Consider the following 23,832-nt stretch of genomic DNA (forward strand, 5'->3'; position numbering starts at 1 on the left):
TCATCCTCCAGCCGCTTTACTGCGTGGAAAGCAGACAAGCAACCGACGGGACTGCCGTCAGGGCCGGGTCGCTTCAAATCTGAGACGTGAGCTCCGCCGGGAAATCGTCGTTGTCGGCGTCGCGCATGGCGGCGAGGCTGCGGTTGTCGAGCACCTCGGCGATCGCCTGGCGCACTTCCAGCATCATATGGCGGACCTGGCAGGTGGCCTCGTCGCAGTCCTCGCAGCGCTGGTATTGCGTGCGGCTGGCGCAAGGGATCGGCGCCAGCGGCCCGTCGAGCACGCGCACGACATGGCCGATCTTGATCTCGGAAGCGGGACGGGCAAGGCGATAACCGCCTTCCTTGCCCTTGCGGCTCTGGACGAAACCGGCATTGCGCAATTCGCCCAGGATCGCATCCAGGAATTTCTTCGGGATGTTGTTGGCGACGGCGATGTCGTTGACGAATGCAAGCTGGCCAGCCGGCAGGCCGGAAAGATGCACGAGGGCCTTGAGGCCGTATTTGCCTTTTTTGGTCAGCATGCCCGATTCAGTTCATCAACCCCAATGCGCCTGCATCTGGCGGTTGTTTGTGTGCAAATCATGACAGTTTGACCGCCTGACGCCGCCTGGCCCAATAATTCGCACCACAGCTTAGGCACAAACGCGTTGATTCTTCGTAACGTTTTTCACATTGGGGGTTGGGATTTCCCCGCGAACTCATGCAGCCCCGCTTACATGAAGAAAGCCGGCAAAGCCGGCTTTCCTGCTCTTCCTGATTGCGGAGCTTTTCAACGGCTGCCGTAGGCCTGATCGAGCAGCCCGCCGGCGGCGAAATGCTCTTTCTGCACCTTGTCCCAGCCGCCAAAGACCTCCTCCACGGTCAGCAGCCGGACATCCGGGAAGTCCGCCTTGTGCTTGGCGGCGACCGTCGCGTCGCGAACCCGCAAGCCGTTCCCGGCGGCGATCTCCTGGCCCTCCGGCGTATAGAGGAAGTCGAGATAGGTCTTGGCGAGATCGCGGCTGCCATGCTCGTCGGCGACCTTGTCGACGACCGCTACGGGGAACTCGGCCAGCAGGCTGACCGAAGGCGTGACCTGCTCGAACTTGTCGTCGCCATACTCCTTGCGAATGCCGCGCGTCTCAGACTCGAAGGTGATCAGTACGTCGCCGATCTCGCGCTGAACGAAAGTGGTGTTGGCGGCGCGGCCGCCGGTGTCGAAGATCGGCACGTTGTTGAAGAGCTTGGTGATGAACTCCTTCACCTTGGCGTCGTCGCCCTTGAAGGCTTCCTTGGCGTAGGCGGTGGCGGCGAGATAGGTGTAGCGCGCATTGCCGGATGTCTTCGGGTTCGGGAAGATCACCTGCACGTCGTCGCGCACCAGATCGTTCCAGTCCTTGATATGCTTGGGATTGCCGGCGCGCACCAGGAAGGACGGCAGCGAATAGAAGGGCGAGGCGTTGTCCGGGAAATTCTTCTGCCAGTCGGCCGAGACGAGGCCCTTCTTGACCAGGAAGTCGACATCGGTGACCTGGTTGAAGGTGACGACATCGGCGCCAAGACCTTCGGCGATCGCGCGCGCCTGCGCCGAGGTGCCGGCATGCGACTGATCGACTGTGACGCCGGGGTGCTTGGCGATGAAAGCCTTGTTGATGTCGGCGAACAACTCGCGGCCGACATCATAGGATGCATTCAAAAGCTTGTCGGCCGACCAGGCTTGGGAGGACGCGAGGACGAGACCGGCAACAGCCGCGATGCCGAGCAACAGACGCTTCATGAAAACGGACTCCGAGGAAAATATGGCAATGGCCGATGATAGCCGTGGCGCTGTTGAGCGGCGAGACACGCGCGCCGGCTAGACGGCGTCAGGTGAAAAAAGTCACCGCCGGAACAGTCGGTTGTTAGGATTTCTTTCCAGCAAGAGTCATTGTGGAGCGATATCCATAGGCAAAAAGATTGCGCTTCGGCGCCTTGGCATATACATATGGCATATACAAGGGAATACCGTGATGAGCCAACAACGCCATGCAGCGACGCCGCCGAAAGAGGCAAAGCTGTTCCGCAACAACCGCAGCCAGGCGGTGCGGATTCCAGTCGAGTTCGAACTCCCCGGCGACAAGGTCCTGATCAGCCGCGAGGGCGACCGTCTTGTTATCGAGCCCATTCGTAAATCAGGTCTCACGGCGCTGCTCGCCCAGTGGGCGAAGGAAGCCCCGCTGGGTCCTGAGGATGACTTCCCCGAGATCAAGGATAGTCCTGTCGGACCCGAGGACATTCTTTGATGCGGTTCATGCTCGACACAAACATCATTAGCGACATGATCCGAAACCCAGCCGGCAAGGCCGCCGCTGTCATGGCGCGCGAGGGGGACGCTGCCGTGTGCACCAGCATCGTCGTCGCTTCGGAACTGCGGTATGGCTGCGCCAGGAAGGGATCGGCCAAGTTGCTCAAGAAGGTCGAGGAACTGCTGGCCGAGATTCCGGTGCTGCCGCTCGATGTGCCGGCGGATGCCGAGTACGGCGCGCTGCGCGCCGAACTCGAAGGCAGGGGCGAGACCATCGGCCACAACGACCTCTTTATCGCTGCTCACGCCTGCGCGTCAGGCCTAACGCTGGTGACGGCCAACATGGCCGAGTTCAGCCGGATCGGCAAGCTGAAGCTCGAGAACTGGTTGGAATAGCGCTCGACGCGACGATCACGCCGCCGGAAAAAGCTTCCAGCGTCGCGGCCTGAAAGCCACCCGGCTCTTCTGCGCCGCGGGATGGTCGACCGGCAGCTCGATCTCGACGCGCTGGCGTTCACCACCGATCTCGAGCTCGACGCGCCTGGTGCCGGCGACGCGGCGGCTGGCGGCAACCGTGCCGGCGATGCAGCCGCTGCAGCCGTCGACCAGGTCGACGTCATGCGGACGGAAGTGGAGGACTGCCTCGCCGGACGGCGCGTGCGGCGCCGAGAGCCCAATCGGCCGGTCGGCGATCCACACCTCGCCGTTCTCGACCTTGACCGGCAGAGAACTCGACTCGCCGATGAAGGAGTAGACGAAGGGCGAGTTCGGCGTGTCATAGATATCGTCGGCGGTGCCGACCTGCTCGATGCGGCCCTGGCTCATGACCACGACGCGGTCGGCGAGCTCCAGCGCTTCTTCCTGGTCATGCGTGACGAAGACGGTGGTGTGGCCGGTGCGGTCGTGGATCTCGCGCAGCCAGCGGCGCAGCTCACGGCGAACCTGCGCATCGAGCGCGCCGAACGGTTCGTCGAGCAGAAGCACCTTGGGCTCGATCGCCATGGCGCGGGCGAGCGCGACGCGCTGGCGCTGGCCGCCTGAAAGCTGCGCCGGATAGCGCTTTTCCAGTCCCGACAGCTGGACGAGATCGAGCAGTTCCAGCGCCCGGCGGCGGATTTCCTGCCCCGACGGCCTTGCGGCGCCGTGCCGGACCTTCAGGCCGAAGCCGATGTTGTCGGCAACCGTCATGTGGCGGAACAGCGCGTAATGCTGGAAGACGAAGCCGACATTGCGCTCCTGGATCGACTTCTGCGAGGCGTCCTCGTCGCCAAAGAAGATCGCGCCCTTGGTCGGCCGTTCCAGGCCGGCGATCAGCCGAAGCAGAGTCGTCTTGCCGGAGCCGGATGGCCCGAGCAGCGCGATGAGCTCGCCAGACCTGATGTCGAGCGATACGTCGTGGAGCGCTGGAAACCGCTCGAACTCCTTGCGCACGTTGACGACGCGAACTTCCATGCAAATCCCTCGGTTCGTTGATGCTGTCGGTGTTCCCAAACTGCCAGGCACTCTCGGGCGACAGGTAGTGTTCAGTGTCCGCGTGTCGCGGCAAGCTCGGCGCCGTAGCGCATCTCCAAAAGCGTTTTCAAGACCAGCGTCACCAGCGCCAGGCCGGCCAGCAGCGAAGCGACGGCAAAGGCGCCGACGGCGTTGTATTCGTTATAAAGGATCTCGACATGCAGCGGCATGGTGTTGGTGAGGCCGCGTATGTGGCCCGAAACCACCGAGACCGCGCCGAACTCGCCCATAGCGCGCGCATTGCACAGAAGCACGCCATAGAGCAGTCCCCATTTGACGTTGGGCAGCGTCACATACCAGAAGGCCTGCCAGCCGCTGGCGCCCAGCGAAAGCGCCGCCTCTTCGTCGCCATTGCCCTGTTCCTGCATCAGCGGGATGAGCTCGCGGGCGACGAAGGGGAAGGTGACGAAGATGGTGGCCAGCACGATGCCGGGCACGGCGAAGAGGATGACGATGCCATGCGCCTTCAACCAGGCGCCGAGCAGCCCCTGCGCGCCGAAGAGCAGCACATAGACCAGGCCGGAAATGACCGGCGAGACCGAGAAGGGCAGATCGATCAGCGTGGTCAGGAACGCCTTGCCCTTGAATTCGAACTTGGCGATGGCCCAGGCGGCAGAGATGCCGAAGACGACGTTGAGCGGCACCGAGATCGCCGCCACAAGCAATGTCAGACGGATGGCGGAGCGCGTATCGGGGCTGGAAAGGGCTTCCGTGTAGGCGCCGATGCCTTTGGCAAGCGCCTCATGAAAGACGACGATCAGCGGCAAAAGCAGGAAGACTGCAAGGAAGGCGAAGGCGATGGCCATCAGCACGGCCTTGACGGGCCGGCTTTCGGTCACCGCGGCCGACTGGCTCTCGTGATGCGGCTCGTAGGATTTGATCTCGGGATCAGCCATAGCGCTTGCGGCTCCATGTCTGGACGAGATTGACCACCAAAAGCATCACGAAGGACAGCGCCAGCATGATCGCGGCGATCGCAGTCGCCGCCTCGTAATTGTATTCCTCGAGCCTGATCACGATGAGAAGCGGCGCAATCTCGGACTTGAAGGGCAGGTTGCCGGCGATGAAGATGACCGAGCCGTATTCGCCGACGCCGCGCGCGAAGGCGAGCGAGAAGCCGGTGATGATCGCCGGCGCCAGGCCTGGGAAAAGCACCCGGGTGATGATCTGGAAACGGCTGGCGCCGAGCGTGGCGGCTGCTTCCTCGACCTCCTTGTCGATCTCTTCCATGATCGGCTGGACGGTGCGCACGACGAAGGGCAGGCCGATAAACACCAGCGCGACGACGATGCCGAGCGGCGTGTAGGCGACCTTGATGCCGAGCGGCATCAAAAGCTGGCCGATCCAGCCGTTCGGTGCATAGAGCGTGGTGAGCGCGATGCCGGCGACGGCCGTTGGCAGGGCGAAGGGCAGGTCGACCATCGCGTCGGCGATGCGGCGTCCAGGGAAGCGGTAGCGGACCAGCACCCAGGCGACGATGGTGCCGAACACGACGTTGACGACAGCCGCCAGGAAGGCGGTGCCGAAGCTTATCTTCAGCGCGTTGAGGGTGCGTCGGTCGACGGCGATCGCCCAGAAATCGGCCCAGCCGAGCGCTGCCGAGCGCCAGACCAGCCCCGAAAGCGGGATGAGGATGATGAGCGTGAGGTAGGCAAGTGAGAAGCCGAGCGTCAATCCGAACCCCGGAATGACACTCGGCTGTCTGAATCGCCACCCCGCCTTGGCGGGTGCTGTGGTCATGCTGTTCTGGATCGTCCCTTCTATTCAAACCAGAATGGCTTTGCGCAGTTGCGGTCCGCCGGCATGCCCGAGGCTCACCGGCCGTCCGGCCTCACTGCGCCGGCTTGTAGATCTGGTCGAATATACCACCATCGCCGAAATGGTAAGGCTGCGCTTTCTTCCAGCCGCCGAACTGCGGGTCGTCGATGGTGACCAGCTTGATTGCCGGCAGCTTGGCAAGGTCCTCGGCCGGCACCAGGTCGGGCTTGGCCGGGCGATAGTGGTTCTTGGCGATGATGGTCTGCGCTTCCTTGGAATAGAGCCAGCCCAGATAGGCCTCCGCGACCTTGCGCGTGCCCTTGGCGTCGACATTGGCGTCGACGACCGCGACCGGCGGCTCGGCCAGGATCGAGGTCGGCGGGTAGACGATGTCGAAATTGTCGGCGCCGAATTCGTCGAGCGCGAGATAGGCTTCATTCTCCCAGGCGATCAGCACGTCGCCCAGGCCCTTCTGAGCGAAGGTCACCGTCGAGCCGCGCGCGCCGGTATCGAGGACCGGAACATTCGCATAAAGCTTGCCGACGAACTCCTTGGTCTTGGCTTCATCGTTGCCGTCATTGGCGTTTGCGTAGGCCCAGGCGGCAAGATAGTTCCAACGGGCGCCGCCGGACGTCTTCGGGTTCGGCGTGATCACCTGGACGCCGTCCTTCACCAGATCGCTCCAGTCGTGGATGCCCTTGGGATTGCCCTTGCGCACCAGGAAGATGATGGTCGAGGTGTAAGGTGCCGAGTTGTTCTCGAACTTCGAGCGCCAATCCGGGTTGATCTTCTTCGTCTTTGAGACGATGGCGTTGATGTCGCCTTCGAGGGCCAGCGTGACGACGTCGGCGTCGAGGCCGTCGATCACCGCCCGGGCCTGCGCGCCGGAACCGCCATGCGACTGCTGGATGGTGACTGTTTCGCCGGTCTCAGCCTTCCAGTGCGCGGCAAACGCCTCATCATAAGCTTTGTAGAGTTCACGTGTCGGGTCATAGGACACATTCAGAATGGTCGTGTCGGCAAACGCGAAACCGAGCGTGCCGAACTGGACAGACGTGGCGACCAGCGCGCCGAGCAGTTTCCTGAAATGAGGTTTGGTCATTCCGGCCTCCGTTGAACTGCACGAACTCTACCGAGTTTATAGAATTTAGATGCATTGAATGTTGCCTTTTTCATCTCCTCGAAGCAATTTTTCGCCGAGCTTAGGCCGGTTGAGGAAATAACTTCCTCAGCCAGCGGCCGCAGGGCTTCATCCGCCGGCCCTAATTAGAAGCGGTCAGGGTGATGACAACCCCGGGCGCGTCAATTGGCGTTAACCGGGAAATCGAAGCGCTGTTTTGGGAAAGGCTCTTTGGCCAGGGTGAAGTGCCACCATTCACGCGCATAGTTGCGAAAGCCGGCGGCGCGCATTGCGATCAGCAGCGTCTTGCGGTTTGCGGTGGCTTCGGCGTCGATCAAGGCGCTAGCGGTTTCGCTCTTTGGGTCAAAGCAGTCGAAACCGGAGCCGAAGTCGAGCGTGTCGCCGTCCGGCGCACCGCAGGCCGGATGAACCGCGCTTTTATTGCCGGGCTCGGCGATGGCAAGGTCCACCGTCGAACCTCGAGAATGGCTGGAGAACTCGCCGATATAGCCTTTGGCGATGAGATCGCCACGCTCGGCGGTCGGATACCATTGCGGGTCAGGCCGGCCGCCTTCTCTTGTCCACCTGCCCATATCGGCAACCGCTCGCGCCGGGCGGTAGCAGTCGAACACGACCAGCGTCAGGCCTTTGGCGGTCATGGCTTTCTGGACGCTGGAGAGCGCCTTCGCGGCTTGCGCGGTAAGGATGCAGACCGGCGCCTCATTAGCCATCGGCTTTGCGGTGCAGGAAATTTTCCAGGCCGGCGTAGCGGATATCCTGGCGAATGGTCGGGTCGATATCGGCGAGCCTTACGAAGCCGGCGGGCAGGGGGTCGGCGCGGACTGAGAGAGGGCTCGCGATTGCTAGCGCAAGCGCTGCGAAGAATGCTCTCGACAAAAGTCGGTGCGAGGCCCCCCTCTCTGCCTTGCCGGGCATCTCCCCCTCAAGGGGGGAGATTGGCAGTTTCGGCGCTGGGCCCGCCTTTCCAACTTTGAAGATTAGCGAAGGCCACGAAGCGAATAATCTCCCCCCTTGAGGGGGAGATGGCCGGCAGGCCAGAGAGGGGGGCCTCGCGCCGGATATCACGCCGAGAAACGCCATCCCCTGAATCGCTTGCCGCATCCTATTCAACGAAAATCTTCACGCTTGCCGCCCGCCCAACAGCGTCGATCACCGTCAGCGTCGAATAGCCGGCGCCGTCGGGTTGCCAGGTCGCGGTGCGGCGGCGGTCGATGCCGGCGAGCGGCTTGCCGTTGGCGAGCCAGCGGAACGGCGCCCGGCCGCCCTGTAGCTTCAGCACCAGCGGTGTGGCATCGGCCGAATTGGTGCCGAGGTCGACGCGGGCGCCGTTGGGCGGGAAGATGATGGTCGGCGCCGGCTCGGTGGCGGTGGCCTGCACCAGACCGTCGGCGCCGGCGCCGAAGCGGGCGAGCGTCACCGGCAATTCCTCGCGCTTGGGGTTGAAGACGCCCGGCGGCCGGCCGGGCAGCGGCACGCCGGCAAGACCGGAACGGACGAAGCCTTCGAACAGGATGGGTGCTGCCGAGACATAGCCCGACAGGCCAGGGACAGGGCTGGCATCGGCGCGGCCGACCCACACACCCAGCACGTAGCGGCCGTCAAAGCCGACGGACCAGGCATCGCGATAGCCGTAAGAGGTGCCGGTCTTGTAGGCGATGCCGCGCTGCATGGCGCCTTCCGGCGGCTTCACGCCGGACAGGATGTCGTTGATCTGCCAGGCCGCCTGGTCTTCGAGGATGGTGGCGGTGGTGCGCTCGGCGTCGGCCGGCTCGGTGCCGTCACGCAGCGTATGCATCTTGCCGCCATTGGCCAGCCCCGTATAGAGCTGCACCAGGTCGCGCAAGGTCACGCCGACGCCGCCAAGTCCGATCGCCAGGCCCGGCGCTTCGTTGACCGGCAGGATCGGGTTGACGCCCGCCTGGCGGAAGCGCGCGGTGAGCCGCGCGGGGCCGACAGCGTCGAGCACGCGGATCGCCGGCACATTGAGCGACAATTGCAGCGCCTGGCGGATCGAGACGTCGCCCTGGTAGCCCATGTCGAAATTCTTCGGACGGTAGCCGCCGAAATCGGCGGGGCTGTCCTCGATGATCATCTCCTGCGCCACCAGCCCCTGCTCGAAGGCCAGCCCATAGATGAAGGGCTTCAGCGTCGAGCCGGGTGAGCGTACCACCTTGGTCATGTCGATCCAGCCGGAGCGGCTGGCATCGAAGAAATCGGCCGAGCCGACCTCGCCCAGAATGTCGCCGGTGCGCGCATCGGCCATGACCATGGCGACGGAAAGTTTCGGCCCGAGCTTCCTGGCGGCATCCCTTGCCACCTGTTCCAGCCCCTGCTGCACGCTTTTGCGGATGGTGAGCTGCAGCGGCTTGCCTGGCACGGCCCTGGGCAGCATGGCATAGGAAGCATGCGCGGCCAGCGTCGGCAATTTTCTGCGCAGGCCGGAGACGTCGTCCAGCGCGGCGCGCGCGGCTTCGCGTTCGCCGAGCAGACCGGCCGAGACCATACGGGTGAGCACGCGGTCGCGCGCGGCATGAGCAATGCCGAGATTGCGGTCGGGCCGGCGCTTCTCCGGCAATTGCGGCAGCGCGACGAGCAGGGCGGCTTCCGAAACCGTAAGCCGCTTCGGCTCCTTGCCGAAATAGGCGAGCGATGCGGCGCGCACGCCTTCGAGATTGCCGCCATAAGGCGCTAGCGTCAGATAGCGCTCGAGGATTTCCTGCTTGGTGAGCCGCCGTTCGATCTGGATGGCGCGCAGCATCTGCTTGATCTTGGAGCCGAGGCTGCGGCCGTCGCGCGGTTCGATCAGCCGGGCGAGCTGCATCGACAAGGTCGAGCCGCCGGAAACGATATGGCCGCTGGTGACGAGCTGGCCGGCGGCACGGCAAAGCGCCAGGACATCGACGCCGCGGTGATCCCAGAAGCGCTTGTCTTCGTAAGCCACCAGCATGTCGACGAATTGCCGGTCGACCTGGTCGAGGCGGGTCTCGAGCCGCCAATAGCCGTGCGGCGTGGCGAAGGCGCGCAGCAGCTGACCGTCGCGGTCCTGCACCTCCGTCGAGACCGTCAGCTTTGCCGGCAGCGGCGGCGGGAAAGCGCGGTCGAGCTCCCAGAGCGCGGCGACGGAAAGCGCTGCCAAGCCGGCGAGGCAAAGACCTGCGATCGCGGTGCGTCTGAGAAATTTCCTGGAAAGCATGGCGCTGACCCTCACCCGCCTGCCCGTCCTTCGCAGCAGCTACGCTGCAGCTTCGGAGGGTCAACCGGCCCCTTCTCCCGGTATGGAGACGGGGAGAAGGGAGATATCGGCGACCTTGTCATCGCTACTTCGGCCTTCACCTCCATCACGCCGGTGGCGGTGCGGGCCGAGTATTGCGGCCGGTACATGTCCTCCACCGTCGCCGCCGGATGGGCGTAGGTGCCCGGCGTCACGGCGCGCACGACGTAGGCCAGCGTGATGTTGCGGTCGCCGTCGCCTTCGTTCGGATTGAAAGCGGCGACGAAGCGGTCGTTGCGGAACTCAAGATGTGCGGCGTCGGTTTGCGCCAGCCAGGAGAAGTTCGACAATTGCGCGCTGGAAACCAGGCTCGGATTGTCGATCTCGAAGCCGGCCGGCAACAGGTCGGTGATCAGGAGCCGCGACGGCCATTTGTTCTGCTCATAGACCTTGAGCACGACCACGTAGCGCTCGTTCTGCTTGGCCTCGGTGACATTGGCCTCGGTGCCGTCGAGCTTGTAGTAAGTGCGCGCGATGGTGAAGCCGTCGCCGCCGGCCGGCAGCGGCTCGACCGGCGCGGCGACCGCGGTCACCACCGCCTGCAGCGGCGTCGCGCCGGTATTGGCGATGGTGAGCGGGCTGTCGACAAGGTTGCTGCCGGCGACCTGGTCGGAATAGCCGCCCGAGTGCGGCGCACCGTTGACGGAAAGCGTGATGGAATCATTGCCTTCCTTCAGCGCCCGCGCGGCCAGCAGCATCCAGGATTCGTCCTGCGTGCTCGTCCAGCGGGCGTCCGCGCGTGCCACGCCCACCAGCTTGATCAGCTGCGGCATGATGCTCGGCATCGGCTTCGATTCCGCCGCCAACGCCAGCATCGCCGCGCCGTCACGCAGCCGCGAGCCGTAGTCCGAGCGGTAGTAGTCGTAGTCGGTTTCCGACTTCGCCAGCCTGAGCGCCGTCTGGAAGGTGGCTTCCGAACGCTGCGCGTCGCCATAGAGCGCCAGGCTTGCCGCCAACTGGGCGACGGCCATCGGGCTGGAGAAGGCTTCGAGCTGCGTGTCGGCATAATAGCGCAGGTCGCCGATCGAGGCCTTCTTGTTGCGGGCGAGCACGTAGAGCGCATAGGCGATCTCGCTGCCCTTGTCCTGGACGTCCTGGTCGTAGCCGAGTGCGTTCTGCAGGTTGTTGAGCGCCTGGTTCATGGCCAGCGCCGGCACATCGTATTTCTGCTCACGCGCCCGGGTCAGGAACTCCGTGACATAGGCGTCGAGCCACAGATCGCCGGAGCCGGGGCCCCATAGGCCGAAGCTGCCGCTTGCCGCCTGGTAGGACAGCACCTTGTAGATGGCGTCCTGGATGCGGCCACGCAGGTCCGGATCGCTCTCCATGCCGATGCTCTTGGCCATGTCGTTGACATAGAGCAGCGGCATGGCGCGGCTGGTGGTCTGCTCGGCGCAGCCATAGGGGTAGCGGTCGAGCGACATCAGAAGCGACGGCACGTCGAGCGCGGACGACTGCGAGACGCCGACGCTGACCGAAGCGCCGTCGAGCACGCTTGCGGCAAGCAGTTCCTTGTCGACGCGCAGCGAGCCGCCATTGGGCTTCAGGTCGACAACCATGCGGTTGGTGACCGGAAGCTGCGCCGGGCGCACCGGCAGATAGAGCGTCTGCTCGACTTCCGTGCCATCGGCATGCGCGAGCTTGACCGCGACCGAGGCGTCGCCCGCGGTCTTGGCGACCAGCGGGAAGGAGAGCGACTGCCGCTTGCCCTGGGCGAGCGTCAGCTTCTCGGGCAGTGGCGTGTCGCCGGTCGACAGGTCGCCGGTCGTGGTGACCGAGAGTGCATAGTCGCCGGCCGGGCCGTCGGTGTCGGCGATTTCGAGGCGCATGGTCGCCGCATCGCCCGGTGCCAGGAAGCGCGGCAGGCCGGCGGTGATCACCACCGGATCGCGAACGATGACGTCGGTCTGGGCATTGCCGACCGCATCCTTGGTCCAGGCGACGGCCATGATGCGCACGGTGCCGTTGAACTGCGGAATGTCGAAATCGACCCGGGCCTTGCCATTGGCATCGAGCTCGACCGGGCCGGAGAAGAAGGCGACCAGCTTTTCCGTCGGCGGGCTGCCTTGCGCCTGCATGTTCGCCCCATCACCGCCGGTGCGTATCTTGCCCATGGCGCCGAGCGAGCCGTCGATCAGGCGCCCGTAGAGGTCGCGGATCTCCAGCCCCAGCATGCGCTGGCCGAAGAACCAGTCCTCCGGATCGGGCGCCTTGTAGTTGGTGAGGTTGAGGATGCCGACATCGACGGCAGCCACCATCACATAGGCGTTGCTGCCGGCCTGCGCGCCGTTGACCGCAACGGGGATCGACAGCTGCTGGCGCGGCATCGTCTTTTCGGGCGGTGTCAGGGAAACCGCCAGCTTCTTCGAGCCCGGATCGACCGACAACCATTGGATGCCGATGGCTCGGGCCGGCATGCGCGATTCCTGCGCGTCGCCGGGCCGGAACAAGGTCGCCGTGACATAAGCGCCGGCGCCCCAGTCGTCGCCGACGGGGATGTCGACGGTGCTGCCGCCGGCCGGCACCGAGGCGGTAACGGTCTTCAAGAGCTTCTCGGCGCCGATGGTGACCAGAAGTTCGCCGGCAAAATGCGGCGAGACCTTCAGCTTGGCGACCTCGCCGGCGGCGTAGCTGTCCTTGTCGAGCGCGATCTCAAGGCCGTCGGGCGTCTCGGTGGTGGTCGAGGCGACATACCAGCCGGCATCGAACTCATAGCTGGTGGCGGGACCATCCGGATCGGCGGTCTCGACCTCAAGACGGTAACGGCCCCAGTCGACGGGCAGCGATACCGTCGCCTCGCCATCGGCCTTCAGGTCGACCGCGCCATTGGCGACGGCCTTGGTGAGGTTCACAGCCTCGTAGTTCCAGGAATTGTTGGAACGGTACCATTGATAGTTGCGCTCGACCTTGACCAGCGACCATTGGGCGCCTTTCAAGTCCTCGCGCTTGCCGTTCGGGTCGACGGCGATGATGCTGAACTTGGCGGTTCCGCCTTGCGGCACCTCATCGCCCTCGAAATCCGGCCGAATGCCGATGACGTCGCGCTGCGGGCGAACGCCGATATCGAGCGACCGCTCGACGGCGCGGCCGCCGGCCTCGCGCATGCGCACGCTGACCTTGGCGTTGACCAGCTTGGTGGTCGACGGCAATTGGTCGATCGTGATCGGGAAGGTCGCCTTGCCGTCGTCGCCGACGACGGGAAGATTGGCAAGAGGCGTCACGGTCGGCTCGCTCGACTGCTCGTCGGCCAGGCCGAAGGTGAAATCCTTGAAGCTGTCCCAGGTACTGGTGGTCGACAGCGTCAGCTCGCCTTCCAGCGCGAGGCCCGCGGCCGGCGCGCCATAGAGGAAGCGGCCGTCGACGGTAGCGTTGGCGGTCTCGCCCTGGGCGATCTCCTTCTTGTCGGCGGTCAGGTCGAATTCGATGCGATCCGGCACGAAATCCTCGACCAGGAACATCTGGCTGGCGACCGGCGACTGCTTGGGGTCGGTGTAGATCGACACCGTCCAGGTGCCGCGCATGGCGTTGGCCTCGAGCGGCAGGTCGACGGCGTGGCCGCCGGCGGACTCGCCATTGCTGATTATGCGGCGGTTCTCGACCCCGTCTGGTCGTGTGAAGATGAAGGTCAGCGGCAGGTTCTCGACCGCTTTTGCCGCGCCGTCGCGGGCGAGGGCCGCGACGTGAACGTCCTCGCCGGCGCGGTATATGCCGCGCTCCGTCCAGGCATAAACGTCGAGGGCGCCTGGCGAGGCGCGCCCCTCGACGCCGCGATCCGACAGGTCGAAGCCGGCCTTGCCCATGTCGAGGAAGACGAAGTCGTTGTCGCCCTGCTTGGCCATCAGCACGGCCGGCACCATGCCGTTCTCGCCGCGGGTGAGGCCCGGATTGAAGACGGCGTGACCCTCGGCGTCGGTCGTCGCCGTGCCGAGAATCTCGTTGTTCCTGGCAAGCAGCGTCAATTCGGCGCCGGAGATCGGCTTGGCCGAGCCCAGCGAACGGGCAAAGACGTTGAGGCCGTCCTGGCCGGTATAGGTGGAAAGGCCGATATCGGAGACAACGAACCACTGCGTGGCGCGTGAACCATAGTCGTCGCTTTTGTCGTCGACCGGCTGCGCGGTCAGCACATAGACGCCGGGCTTGCGCTGCGGGATCGCCTCATCCACCGGGAACGAAGTGGTAACCTCCTTATTGAGATCATTGGCGATTTCGAGCGTGCCCGACCAGACGGGCGAGCCCATTTGGTCGGAAATGGTGGAAATGTCATAGCCGTCGAGCTGATGCAGGAACTGATAGCCGGACAGAAGCTGCGCCAGCGAACGATCGCCGATGCGATAGAGCGTCATCTTGGCGGCGTTCATGTTGACAGTGACGACCGGGATGCCGCGGCGCGCCCCGGCCGGCAGCACGAAGCTGTCGCCGGTGAAGCGGGCGGAGGGAGCGCGGTCCTGGACGTAGATCGACAGCACGACGGGCGCGGCGATCGTCTCGCCGATCGCCGACGGCAGGCCGGCGCGGAAGGTCACGTCATAATGCTGGCCGTGTTCCAGGCCTTCGACGCAGATCTGCTTGTCCTTGGCCTCGACGGCCTTGGGCGCGGCGTTGTCCACCGTCACGAATTGCGAATAATCGACCCCGGTCTTGACCAGTTGCTCGGAAAACTGGGCGCAGATGCGCGGCGAGGAGGAATCGGCATCGACAGTGTGCTCGACGACGCGAAAGCCCTTGCGCGCCTTGAGATCGGCATAGTCGGCCTGGACGGCCGGCGAGCTCACCAGCGCAAGGCTCGCCTCATAGGCCTGCAGCGAGGGCCGGTAGAGGTCGCGCTTGTCGAGGCCGGCGCCAAGCAGCGCCAGCGCCTCGGCACGAGTCTTTGCCGTGCGCACCAGCTTGTAGGCGTTGAAGGCCGCCGAGGTGACATTCATCGGCAAAGTCGAAGGTTCAGTGGTGTTCGACGCCGGCTGCACGGCAAGCGTCTCGCGCGCCAGCGCCAGCCACAGCGCGCCGTCATCGGGCAGCACCGAGACCGCGGCCTGGTATTTCTGCATGGCAAGACGATGGTCGCCGGTAAGCGATGCCTGCTCAGCGGCGGCCTGCAGGGCGGCAAGCCCTTCGGTCGGCTTGTCATAGGCCGGATCGGTCAGCTTGTTGCGGAACTGCTGGGCCTGGTCGGCCATCCAGTTGGGGAAAAAAGCCAGTGCCGGCGGAGCGCCGATATCGGGATCGCCCTCGACATTGGCGACCTTGCCGGCGACTGCGCCGGTGAAGGATTTCAACTGGTTATAGTCGGATTTGAGAAAACACCATTTGGCCTTGGTGTTGTAGGTGAAGGCGCGGCAGGCGGGATCGCCGAGACATGCGGTCTTGCACTGGTCGAGGCTGACATTCTGCTCCGACCTCAGGTCGAAGCCGAAATAGTCGGAATTATCGGTCGTCACGATTCTCCGGGCTTCGGCCGCAAAGGCCGCTCCGCCCAGGGCGAAAAAGATGAGAAGAAGCAAAGAGAGACCACGAGCCGCGCGCATTGCCATACCACCCTCCAGACATCGCCAGCGTCCGGGCATGATCAAGCTTCGTGCAGGCTTGTCAACGCCGGAGCGCCGCAGGTTTATCACCCGCGAACGGTTTCCATGCCGGCCAAAGGCCGGTATTTCGACAGAACCTCTGTGAGACGGATCACACATTCTTGCGAAAATGCAAAAGGTGTGAATTCCAAGCCCGGTCTATTTCAGACAATTGGATTGTGGCCCCTTTACGAACGTTGCGGAACTTCATTCCAATTTTAGTTTTGTCGACTAGGTTGTCTTAATGCCGGCGCATGAAACGCAGATGTCAAAGGGGATCGCGCCAGGGCGCGGGCTCCCGCGCGCCCTGTTTTTCGCGCTCGTCTGCTCGGCCGTGCTGACCGCAGAGGTACGGCAGGCGGCGGCTTTCGAGATTTTCGGCATCAAGCTTTGGGGCTCGTCCAAGGACGAAGATGCCGACATCGTCGATCCGCTGCGCTACTCGGTGATGATCAATGCGCCTGATGCCGACAAGGATCTGATCAAGAGGCTCGAAAACGCCTCGGCGCTGAAAAATGACGAGGATCATCCGGTGTCGGGGTCGCTCGGCCTGATGGCCAAGGCACGCGGCGACCGCGAACAGCTCGTCGCCGCCCTCTACGCCGATGCCCGCTACGAAGGCGTGGTCACCATCACGATCGAGGGCAAGTCGATCGACGAATTGCCGCCGGATGCCGAGTTCAAAGGGCCACAGCCCATTCCGGTGGTCATTACGGTTTCCCCCGGGGCGAAATTCACGCTTGGCAACATCCGGCTGAAGGGCGATGCGGCGGGGTTGGCGGCAGCCGATTTCGGCCTGATCGCCGGCGGCGATGCCGGTTCAGGCGCGGTGCTCAAGGCCGAACTGCTGATCGTGCGGGCGCTGAAGGAAGAGGGCAGGCCGCTTGCCAAGGTCACGAACCGCGAGATCGTCGCCGAGCACACCAGCTCGACGCTGGACGTGACGTTGACGGTGGCCGCCGGCCCGGTCGCCGGCTATGGCGACACGACGGTCGAGGGCACGGAAAAGGTCGATCGCGACTTCACCGAATACATGACCGGGCTGAAACGGGGCCAGCAATATTCGCCGCAGGAGATCGACGATGCGCGCGACCGGCTGCTCGGGCTCGAGGTCTTCAACAGCGTGACGATCAAGGAAGGCGGCAGGCTCGACGCCAACGGCAACATTCCGATCGGCGTCCAGGTGAGCGAGCGCAAGCCGCGCTATTTCGGCGTCGGCGGCAGCTTCTCGAATACGGAAGGCCTGGGGCTCGAGGGCTATTGGGGGCATCGCAATCTGTTCGGCCAGGCGGAGAAGCTACGCATCGACGGATCGATCAGCGGCATCGGCAGCAACAGCCTTTCCGCACTCAACTACAATGCCGGCGTCATGTTCGAGAAGCCGGGCGTGCTGGGGCCGACGTCGAAATTCTTCACCGGCGTAAAGACGGTGTTCGAACACCCCGATGCCTACGACCATTTCTCGGTCAAGGGCGACGTCGGCGTTTCCTACGACCTCGACAAGAAACAGCGGGTGTCGGCCGAATTCGATCTCGATTATTCGAGGATCACCGACGCCTTCGGCAAGCATACCTATCTGATCGCCAGCGTGCCGCTGCAATATGTCTATGACAGCCGCGACAACAAGCTGAACCCGACCAGGGGATTCCGCTTCTTAGCCTATGCCGAGCCGAGCTACGACATATTGAATGGCGCGACGTTCCTGAAGCTGAAGGGCGAGGGCTACACCTACCAGTCGCTCGACACGGCAAGCCGGTTCGTGCTCGCCGAGCGCGCGACGCTGGGCTCGATCGTCGGCACCGGGCTGCAGAACGTGCCGGCCGACCGTCGCTTCTATTCCGGCGGCGGCGGCTCGGTGCGCGGCTATGCATATCAGGGCATCGGCCCGAAGGATATCAACGGCCAGCCGATCGGCGGTCTCTCCTTCTTCGAAACCTCGGTCGAGATGCGCATCGGCGTCACCGACACGATCGGCATCGTGCCCTTCGTCGATGCCGGCACCGTCTCGACCAAATCCTTCCCCGATTTCTCGAATGTGAAGGTCGGCGCCGGCGTCGGCCTGCGCTATATTACTCCCTTCGGGCCGTTGCGCATCGACGCTGCCGTGCCGCTCAACCGCGATCCGGGCGATCCGCATTTCGGCATTTATGCCGGCATCGGCCAGGCGTTCTGACGATGAAGATGGTCTGGCGCATCCTCCGTATCTGCCTCTACGCGCTGCTTGTGCTGCTCGTGGTGGCGATCGGCGCGCTTGTCGTTCTGACCGACACCGAAGGCGGCCGGCAGAATCTTGCCGGCCTGATTTCGAAGGTGGCTTCGAGCGAGGACCGCAAGGTGACGGTCAGCGGCATCGAAGGCATCTGGTCGGGCGCGCTCAGGGTCGACCACATCGTGCTGGAAGACCGCGCCGGCCCCTGGATGGTGGCGCGCAAGGTAGCGCTCGACTGGTCGCCGGCGGCGCTGCTGTCCTGGAATTTCAATGCCGATCACTTAGCCGCCGAGCGCATCGAGCTGGCGCGGCTGCCGCAGCCGAGCCAGCAGCCATCGCAAGGTGGCTCATCCAGCCTGCCGGTGTCGATCGACGTGAAGCAGATCGACCTGCCGGAGATCGCGCTTGGACAGGAGCTTGCCGGCAGCGGCATCGCCGAACTGGCCGCCAAGGGTTCGCTCAAGGCCGATCCGTCGCCGCTGGCGATCGAAAGCGTGCTCAACGTCAGCCGCCATGACGGCAAGCAAGGCAATGTCGACGCCAAGATCCACTTTGCGCCGGCCGACAACAAGCTCGACCTCGACCTCAAGGCGTCGGAACCGGCCGGCGGCATCATCGCCAACTTGCTCAAGCTGCCGGATGCGCCGCCCGTCAACATCGTCGTGTCCGGCGGCGGGCCTTTGGCCAACTGGAGCGGCGTCGGCACCTTCATGGTCGACGGCCGGATCGTCAGCCAGTTGACCGGCCGGCACCAGCTCACTGACAAGGGCCACCGCATCGAGGCCAAGGGCGACGGCCAGTTCGAAGAGTTCCTGCCGGAGAAGATAAAGGCTCTGTTTGCCGGCAAGACGAGCTTCGACCTCGCCGGAACGGCGACCGCGTCGGGTGGGATCGATATCGAGCAGGCCATCATAGAGAGCGATGCGGTGCACGGCACTGCCACCGGCAATATCGATCCGAAGGGCGCCAGCGACCTTGCGGTCGAGCTCTCCGCAAAGGACAAGCCGGTCACCGTCGATGTCGGCAACAGCTCGGTTCCGATCCTGGTCGCGGTCGAAAAGGCCACGGTGCGCGCCTTCGGCGAGGGCAAGGCGCCGATGCTCGATATCGGCACGTCGCTTACTTCGGTCGCCGTCGGCGGCACGCAGCTCAACAATATTACGGGCGAGATCCATTCCGACGGCTTCGACGTCGAGACCGTTAGCGGCCCGGTCGCCATCAGGCTCGCGGCCGCCGGCCTGAAGACCGATGTCGCGACGCTGGCGCCGCTGGTGACCGGCAAGCTCGCCGCGGATCTTTCCGGCACGATCAGCCGCGAGACCGTGACCATCGACAAAGGCACCTTGCGCAGCGATGCGCTCAATGCCGGGCTGACGGCAAATGTGGCGCTGGCCGACCTTTCGATGACGCTGAAGATGAATGCCGACACCGTCTCGAAGGCATTGCCGCCGCAGATCAGCTCGCTGCTTGGCGAGCGGGTGAAATTCTCGGCCACCGCCACGCGCGATCCGCAAGGCGCGTTCGCCGCCAATTCGCTGGAGATCAGTTCCGGCTCGCTCAGCGCCAGCGGTACCGGCAGCATGCAAGGATCGGATATCCAGGCCAGCGTCAAAGGCACATTGGGCGATGTCTCGCCACTGTCGTCGCTCGCCGGCACGCCGCTTGCCGGCGGGGTCAATTTCGCGCTGACCACGAGCGGCCCGCGCTGGGCGCCGGATTTCTCCGTTTCAGCAGACAGCGCCAGCCTGACGGCCGCCGGCCGCACGGTGAAGGACATCAAACTCTCGGCCAAGGGCAAGGCCGACATCGCCAATCCCACGGCCGAAATCTCGCTGACGGGCAGCGCCGAGGGGCAGGCGCTGGACATCGCAGCCTCGCTGGTGACGGCCGACGGCAAGCGCTCGATCAGGGGCCTCAGCCTGGCGCTTGGCGACAACAAGGTGTCGGGCGATCTCGCGCTCGACGACAAGTTCCTGCCGCTCGGCACGCTGACGCTTGCCGTGCCCGACATCGGACCGCTTGCGGCGCTCGCAAATCAGAGCGCGACCGGCGATATCAACGGCACGATCGCCTTCGCCAAGGACGGCGAGGCGCCGACTGTCACCATCAATGCGGCCAGCAAGTCGATCGCGCGCGGCGATCTGGCGGCGAAAGCCATCACCATCAACGCGCTGATCGCCAACTACCTGAACGGGCCGGCGATCTCAGGCACGATCAAGGCCGATAGCGTGACCTCCGGCGGCACGGTCATCAGCGGCATCGGCATCGATTTGAAGCGCGACGGCGATTGGACGAACTTTACCGGCGGCGCCACGGCGTCCGGCATTCCGGCCACTGCCACCGGCCGGGTGAAGATCGCCAACGGCACGACGAGCGTGGAAATCGCTTCCGGCGAGGCGACGGTGCGCGGCATCAAGGCGGCCATCGCCGAGCCTTCCAGCCTCTCCATCACCAATGGCGTGACCGCCATCGAGAAGCTCGCGCTCAATCTCGGCGGCGGCTCGGCGACGGTTTCCGGCAGCGCCGGTCAGGCACTGGACCTGACGGCCAATCTCGCCAACCTCCCGCTGGCACTCGCCAATGATTTCGTGCCCGGCCTCGACGGGGCCGGAACGCTGGAAGGCACGGCACACGTCACGGGTCCATCGTCCAATCCCGACATTCAGTTCGACGCGAAGTTGGCGGGCGCCGAGACCAGCCAGACCCGGCAGGCGGGGCTCGGGCCGCTGGATCTGGACGCTGCCGGTACCTACACGCTGGCGGGCGGCGTCGCCCTGGACCACGCCACGCTTTCGGGCGAAGGGATTTCAGGCAAGGCCGCCGGCACTCTCAACCCGAACGGCGCCAGCGATTTCTCTCTCGATCTTACCTCATCCGGAGCCAGCCTGCCGTTGACCGTCGGCAGCGCCCAAAGCCCGATCAAGATCGCCGTCCGGTCCTTGTCGGCAAAGATGGCGGGCGAAAGCACGCAGGCGCGGCTCGATGTGTCCGCGATCCTGCCTTCCATTGCCGCCAGCCAGGCGACGGCCGACGGCCTCATCCTGGCGCTGCATTCGGACGCCTTCGACCTCAGGGGGCGGGCTGGTCCGGTTTCCGGCACGGTGTCGGTGGACAGGATCGGCCTCGACAATCCGACGATCGCGCCGCTGATCGCCGGCAAGGTCACGGCCAAGGTCAATGGCCGCCTGACGACCGATGCCGTTGCCGTCGACAGCGGCTCCTTGAGAAGCGATGCACTCAACAGCCAGGTCGCCGGCCGGATATCGCTGGGCGACGGTTCGGTCGACCTCAATATGAACGCCAATGTCGCCTCTTCAGCCTTGCCGGCGGCGGTGCGCGGCATGCTTGGCGAGAGCGCTGCGTTGAGCGCCTCGCTGAAGCGCGATGCCAATGGCAATGTCAATGTCGACGGGCTGAAACTGAATTCCGGCGCGCTCAGCGCCGACGGGCAGGCGAGCCTTGCCGACGGCAAGCTGGCCGCCGGGATCAGAGGCGCGTTGAGCGATGTTTCGGGGCTGTCGAAAGACGCCATGGGCGCCATCGCCTTTGTCTTGAACGCGCAAGGCCCGGTCACCACGCCGGACCTGTCGATGACGGTGAGCAGCGACCGGCTTTCGGTGGCGGCGCGCGAGATCACGGGACTGAAGCTTACGGCCAGCGGCAAGGCCGATGCCGCCAATCCGGCGGCCAATGTTGAACTCACCGGCAATGTCGCTGGGCAGAATCTGCAAGGCAGCGCGGTGCTCGCCACGACCAATGGCAGCCGCGCGATCAATGGGCTTTTGCTGTCGCTCGGTCCGAACAAGATTGCCGGCGATCTCACTCTCGACGATGCCTTCGTGCCGGTCGGCACCGTTTCGCTCGACTTGCCCGATATCGGGCCGCTGGCCGCGCTGGCGCTGGAAAAAGCCGAGGGCAATGTGCGCGGCACGATCGCTTTTACCAAGGCAGCCAACGGATCCAATGTCGCCGTCAAGGCGAACACCTCCGAGATCAAGCGCGGCGATCTTTCCGCCAGGAATGTCGCCATCGACGCGCAGATCGCGAATTACATGGCAGCACCGGTTATTGCCGGCACGGTACGCGCCGAGAGCGTGACTTCCGGCGGCACGGCCGTCACCGGCATCGATGTCGACCTCAAGCGCGACGGCGACTGGACCGGCTTCTCTGGCGGCGCCACCGTCAAGAATATCCCGGCGAAGGCAGCCGGCCGGGTAAGGATCGCCAACGGCACGACGACCGTCGAGCTCGCGTCGGGCCAGGCGACGATGCAGGGCATCAAGGCCGCGATCGCGCAGGCCTCGACCGTGACCATCGCCAACGGGGTGACGACGCTCGACCGGCTGGTGCTGAATCTCGGCGGCGGCACGGCGACGGTGACGGGCAAGGTCGCGCAGACGCTCGACATCAACGCCAATCTGGCTCGGGTGCCGATCTCACTCGCCAACAGTTTCTCGCCGGGTCTCGACGCGGCCGGCTCGGTCTCGGGCACGGTCAAGGTCACCGGCGCGCCGGCGACCCCATCGGCGGCCTTCAAGATCGACGCTTCCGGCGTGCAGACCTCGCAGACGCGCGGCGCCGGCCTCGGCGGCATGAATGTGTCGTCGTCGGGAACCTTCGCCGGCAACAAGCTCGCTTTCGATGCCGACATCAGCGATGGCGCCGGCCTCGGTCTCAAGGGTGGCGGCACGGTGGCGACGGCAGGCACGCCCACCTTGGCGCTCGACTTCAAGGGCAAGGTGCCGTTTTCCTTCCTTGCCGCCAAGCTCGCCGCGCAAGGTCTGGCGCTCAACGGCACTGCCAATGTCGATGTGCAGGTGCGCGGTCCCGCATCCGCGCCGGTGATCAGCGGCAAAGTCACGACATCCGGCGCGCGCCTTATCGATGCGCGTTCCGGCCTGGCGGTCAACGATATCGACGCCGACGTTTCGATCGGCGGCGGCGTCGCCAGGATCAATCGCTTGACCGGAAAGCTGTCGACGCGCGGCAGCCTGTCGGCCAGCGGCACGGTGGGCATCACGCCGGCGCAAGGCTTCCCGGCCGACCTGTCGATCAAGCTCAGCGATGGCCGCTACACCGACGGCCGGGTAGTGACCGCCAATCTCGGCGGCGACCTGACCGTCAAGGGGCCGCTGGTCTCGGCACCGGTGATCGCCGGCACCATCAATCTGGCGAGGACGGTCATCACCGTTCCGGACAAGCTGCCCGGGTCACTCTCGGAACTCAACGTCAAGCACAAGAACGCGCCACGCGCCGTGCGGGCACAGGACAAGGCGCTGCGCCCGCCAACGTCCAGCGGCAGCAGCAAGGGCGGCAGCGGCCTGACGCTTGACGTGACGGTCAACGCGCCGAACCAGATCTTCATCCAGGGCAGGGGCGTCGACGCCGAGCTCGGCGGCTCGCTCAAACTAACCGGCCCGGCGTCGTCACCGCAGGCTGTGGGCACTTTCACCTTGCAGCGCGGACGGCTAACGATCCTTGCAAAACGGCTGACATTCACGGAGGGCACGGTCGGGTTCCAGGGATCGCTGGTGCCTTACCTCAATCTCACCGCGACCACCACGACAAGCAGTGCCACCGTGACAATCGTGGTTTCCGGCGAGGCGACCGATCCGAAATTCAACTTCTCCTCAGTGCCGGCGCTGCCCCAGGACGAGGTCCTGGCGCAGCTCATCTTCGGTCAATCCATGTCCAGACTGTCACCGCTGCAGATCGCCCAGCTCGCCGACGCCGCCGCGCAATTGGCAGGCGCCGGCGGCACGACCTCGCTGCTCGACAACTTGCGCAACGCAATCGGCGTCGACGATCTCGACGTGACGACGGATGAGAAGGGCGGCACCGCGGTTTCGGCCGGCAAATACCTTAACGACCGCACCTATGTGACCATACAGAAGGGCGACAAGCCGGGCTCCGGCAAGGCCACGATCGACCTCAATGTCGGTCGCGGCGTGAAGCTGCGCGGCGAGGCCAATGATGCCGGCGAAGCCAAGGGCGGCGTCTTCTACGAACGCGAATATTGAGGCCGCGCCGGCGCTTCTGTGTCTGCCCAGCAGGCTGGCCGCCGCGGGGACGGGGCCGTTATCCGTATAAAATGTATTGATTTAATCGCCCGCGA

Annotated in this window: 14 protein-coding genes; 5 read left to right on the plus strand and 9 right to left on the minus strand. The window is 64.7% G+C overall.

The features are described from left to right. Nucleotides 1-73 precede the first annotated feature (73 nt). Entirely contained in the window at nt 74-523 is a 450-nt protein-coding gene (locus tag LB515_RS25665) for an RrF2 family transcriptional regulator (protein ID WP_040984137.1), read from the minus strand. A 248-nt stretch (nt 524-771) separates the two neighbouring features. Next, entirely contained in the window at nt 772-1,758 is a 987-nt protein-coding gene (locus LB515_RS25670) for a sulfate ABC transporter substrate-binding protein (RefSeq protein ID WP_224709373.1), read from the minus strand. Nucleotides 1,759-1,990: 232 nt separating this feature from the next. Here LB515_RS25670 and LB515_RS25675 point away from each other — a divergent pair, with 232 nt between their 5' ends. Next, a complete protein-coding gene (locus LB515_RS25675; RefSeq protein ID WP_224709374.1) occupies nt 1,991-2,263 on the plus strand; it encodes an antitoxin in 273 nt (90 codons plus the stop codon). After that, the gene (locus LB515_RS25680) at nt 2,263-2,661 is read left to right on the plus strand and encodes a type II toxin-antitoxin system VapC family toxin (protein WP_411969168.1); all 399 of its coding nucleotides are present in this window, start codon (nt 2,263-2,265) and stop codon (nt 2,659-2,661) included. Before LB515_RS25675 ends, LB515_RS25680 begins: the two co-directional genes overlap by 1 nt. 15 nt (nt 2,662-2,676) lie before the next feature. Here the strand turns inward: LB515_RS25680 and LB515_RS25685 are convergent, their stop codons facing one another. From LB515_RS25685 to LB515_RS25705, 5 genes are all read right to left on the minus strand, one after another. Further along, nucleotides 2,677-3,717 (minus strand): sulfate/molybdate ABC transporter ATP-binding protein, encoded by a 1,041-nt coding sequence (locus LB515_RS25685; protein WP_140699331.1) that lies wholly within the window; start codon nt 3,715-3,717, stop codon nt 2,677-2,679. Nucleotides 3,718-3,788: 71 nt separating this feature from the next. Further along, nucleotides 3,789-4,673, minus strand: a complete 885-nt coding sequence (gene cysW / locus LB515_RS25690) for a sulfate ABC transporter permease subunit CysW (RefSeq protein WP_224544882.1) — start codon at nt 4,671-4,673, stop codon at nt 3,789-3,791. Beyond that, a complete protein-coding gene (gene cysT / locus LB515_RS25695) occupies nt 4,666-5,517 on the minus strand; it encodes a sulfate ABC transporter permease subunit CysT (RefSeq protein ID WP_224709376.1) in 852 nt (283 codons plus the stop codon). The genes cysW and cysT overlap by 8 nt, the downstream gene beginning before the upstream one ends. A 91-nt stretch (nt 5,518-5,608) precedes the next feature. After that, nucleotides 5,609-6,637, minus strand: a complete 1,029-nt coding sequence (locus tag LB515_RS25700) for a sulfate ABC transporter substrate-binding protein (RefSeq protein WP_095768927.1) — start codon at nt 6,635-6,637, stop codon at nt 5,609-5,611. Nucleotides 6,638-6,837: 200 nt separating this feature from the next. Further along, a complete protein-coding gene (locus tag LB515_RS25705; protein WP_224709377.1) occupies nt 6,838-7,386 on the minus strand; it encodes a M15 family metallopeptidase in 549 nt (182 codons plus the stop codon). On the opposite strand from LB515_RS25705, the gene LB515_RS25710 reads away from it, so the two are divergent. Continuing rightward, nucleotides 7,313-7,501 (plus strand): hypothetical protein, encoded by a 189-nt coding sequence (locus LB515_RS25710; RefSeq protein ID WP_224709394.1) that lies wholly within the window; start codon nt 7,313-7,315, stop codon nt 7,499-7,501. The genes LB515_RS25705 and LB515_RS25710 overlap by 74 nt on opposite strands. Nucleotides 7,502-7,778: 277 nt before the next feature. On the opposite strand, the gene pbpC is transcribed toward LB515_RS25710, so the two are convergent. Then, the gene (gene pbpC / locus LB515_RS25715) at nt 7,779-9,869 is read right to left on the minus strand and encodes a penicillin-binding protein 1C (RefSeq protein WP_224709378.1); all 2,091 of its coding nucleotides are present in this window, start codon (nt 9,867-9,869) and stop codon (nt 7,779-7,781) included. Between the two features lie 11 nt (nt 9,870-9,880). Further along, nucleotides 9,881-15,475, minus strand: a complete 5,595-nt coding sequence (locus LB515_RS25720; protein WP_224709379.1) for an alpha-2-macroglobulin family protein — start codon at nt 15,473-15,475, stop codon at nt 9,881-9,883. A gap of 277 nt (nt 15,476-15,752) precedes the next feature. Here LB515_RS25720 and LB515_RS25725 point away from each other — a divergent pair, with 277 nt between their 5' ends. Continuing rightward, nucleotides 15,753-17,681, plus strand: coding sequence for an autotransporter assembly complex protein TamA (locus tag LB515_RS25725; protein ID WP_224709380.1), 1,929 nt, complete (start codon nt 15,753-15,755; stop codon nt 17,679-17,681). A gap of 2 nt (nt 17,682-17,683) precedes the next feature. Next, complete coding sequence (locus LB515_RS25730; protein ID WP_224709381.1) at nt 17,684-23,737, plus strand: translocation/assembly module TamB domain-containing protein; 6,054 nt, start codon at nt 17,684-17,686, stop codon at nt 23,735-23,737. The last annotated feature ends 95 nt before the right edge of the window (nt 23,738-23,832 follow it).

The sequence above is a fragment of the Mesorhizobium sp. CA15 genome (assembly GCF_020165215.1).
GTDB lineage: Bacteria > Pseudomonadota > Alphaproteobacteria > Rhizobiales > Rhizobiaceae > Mesorhizobium.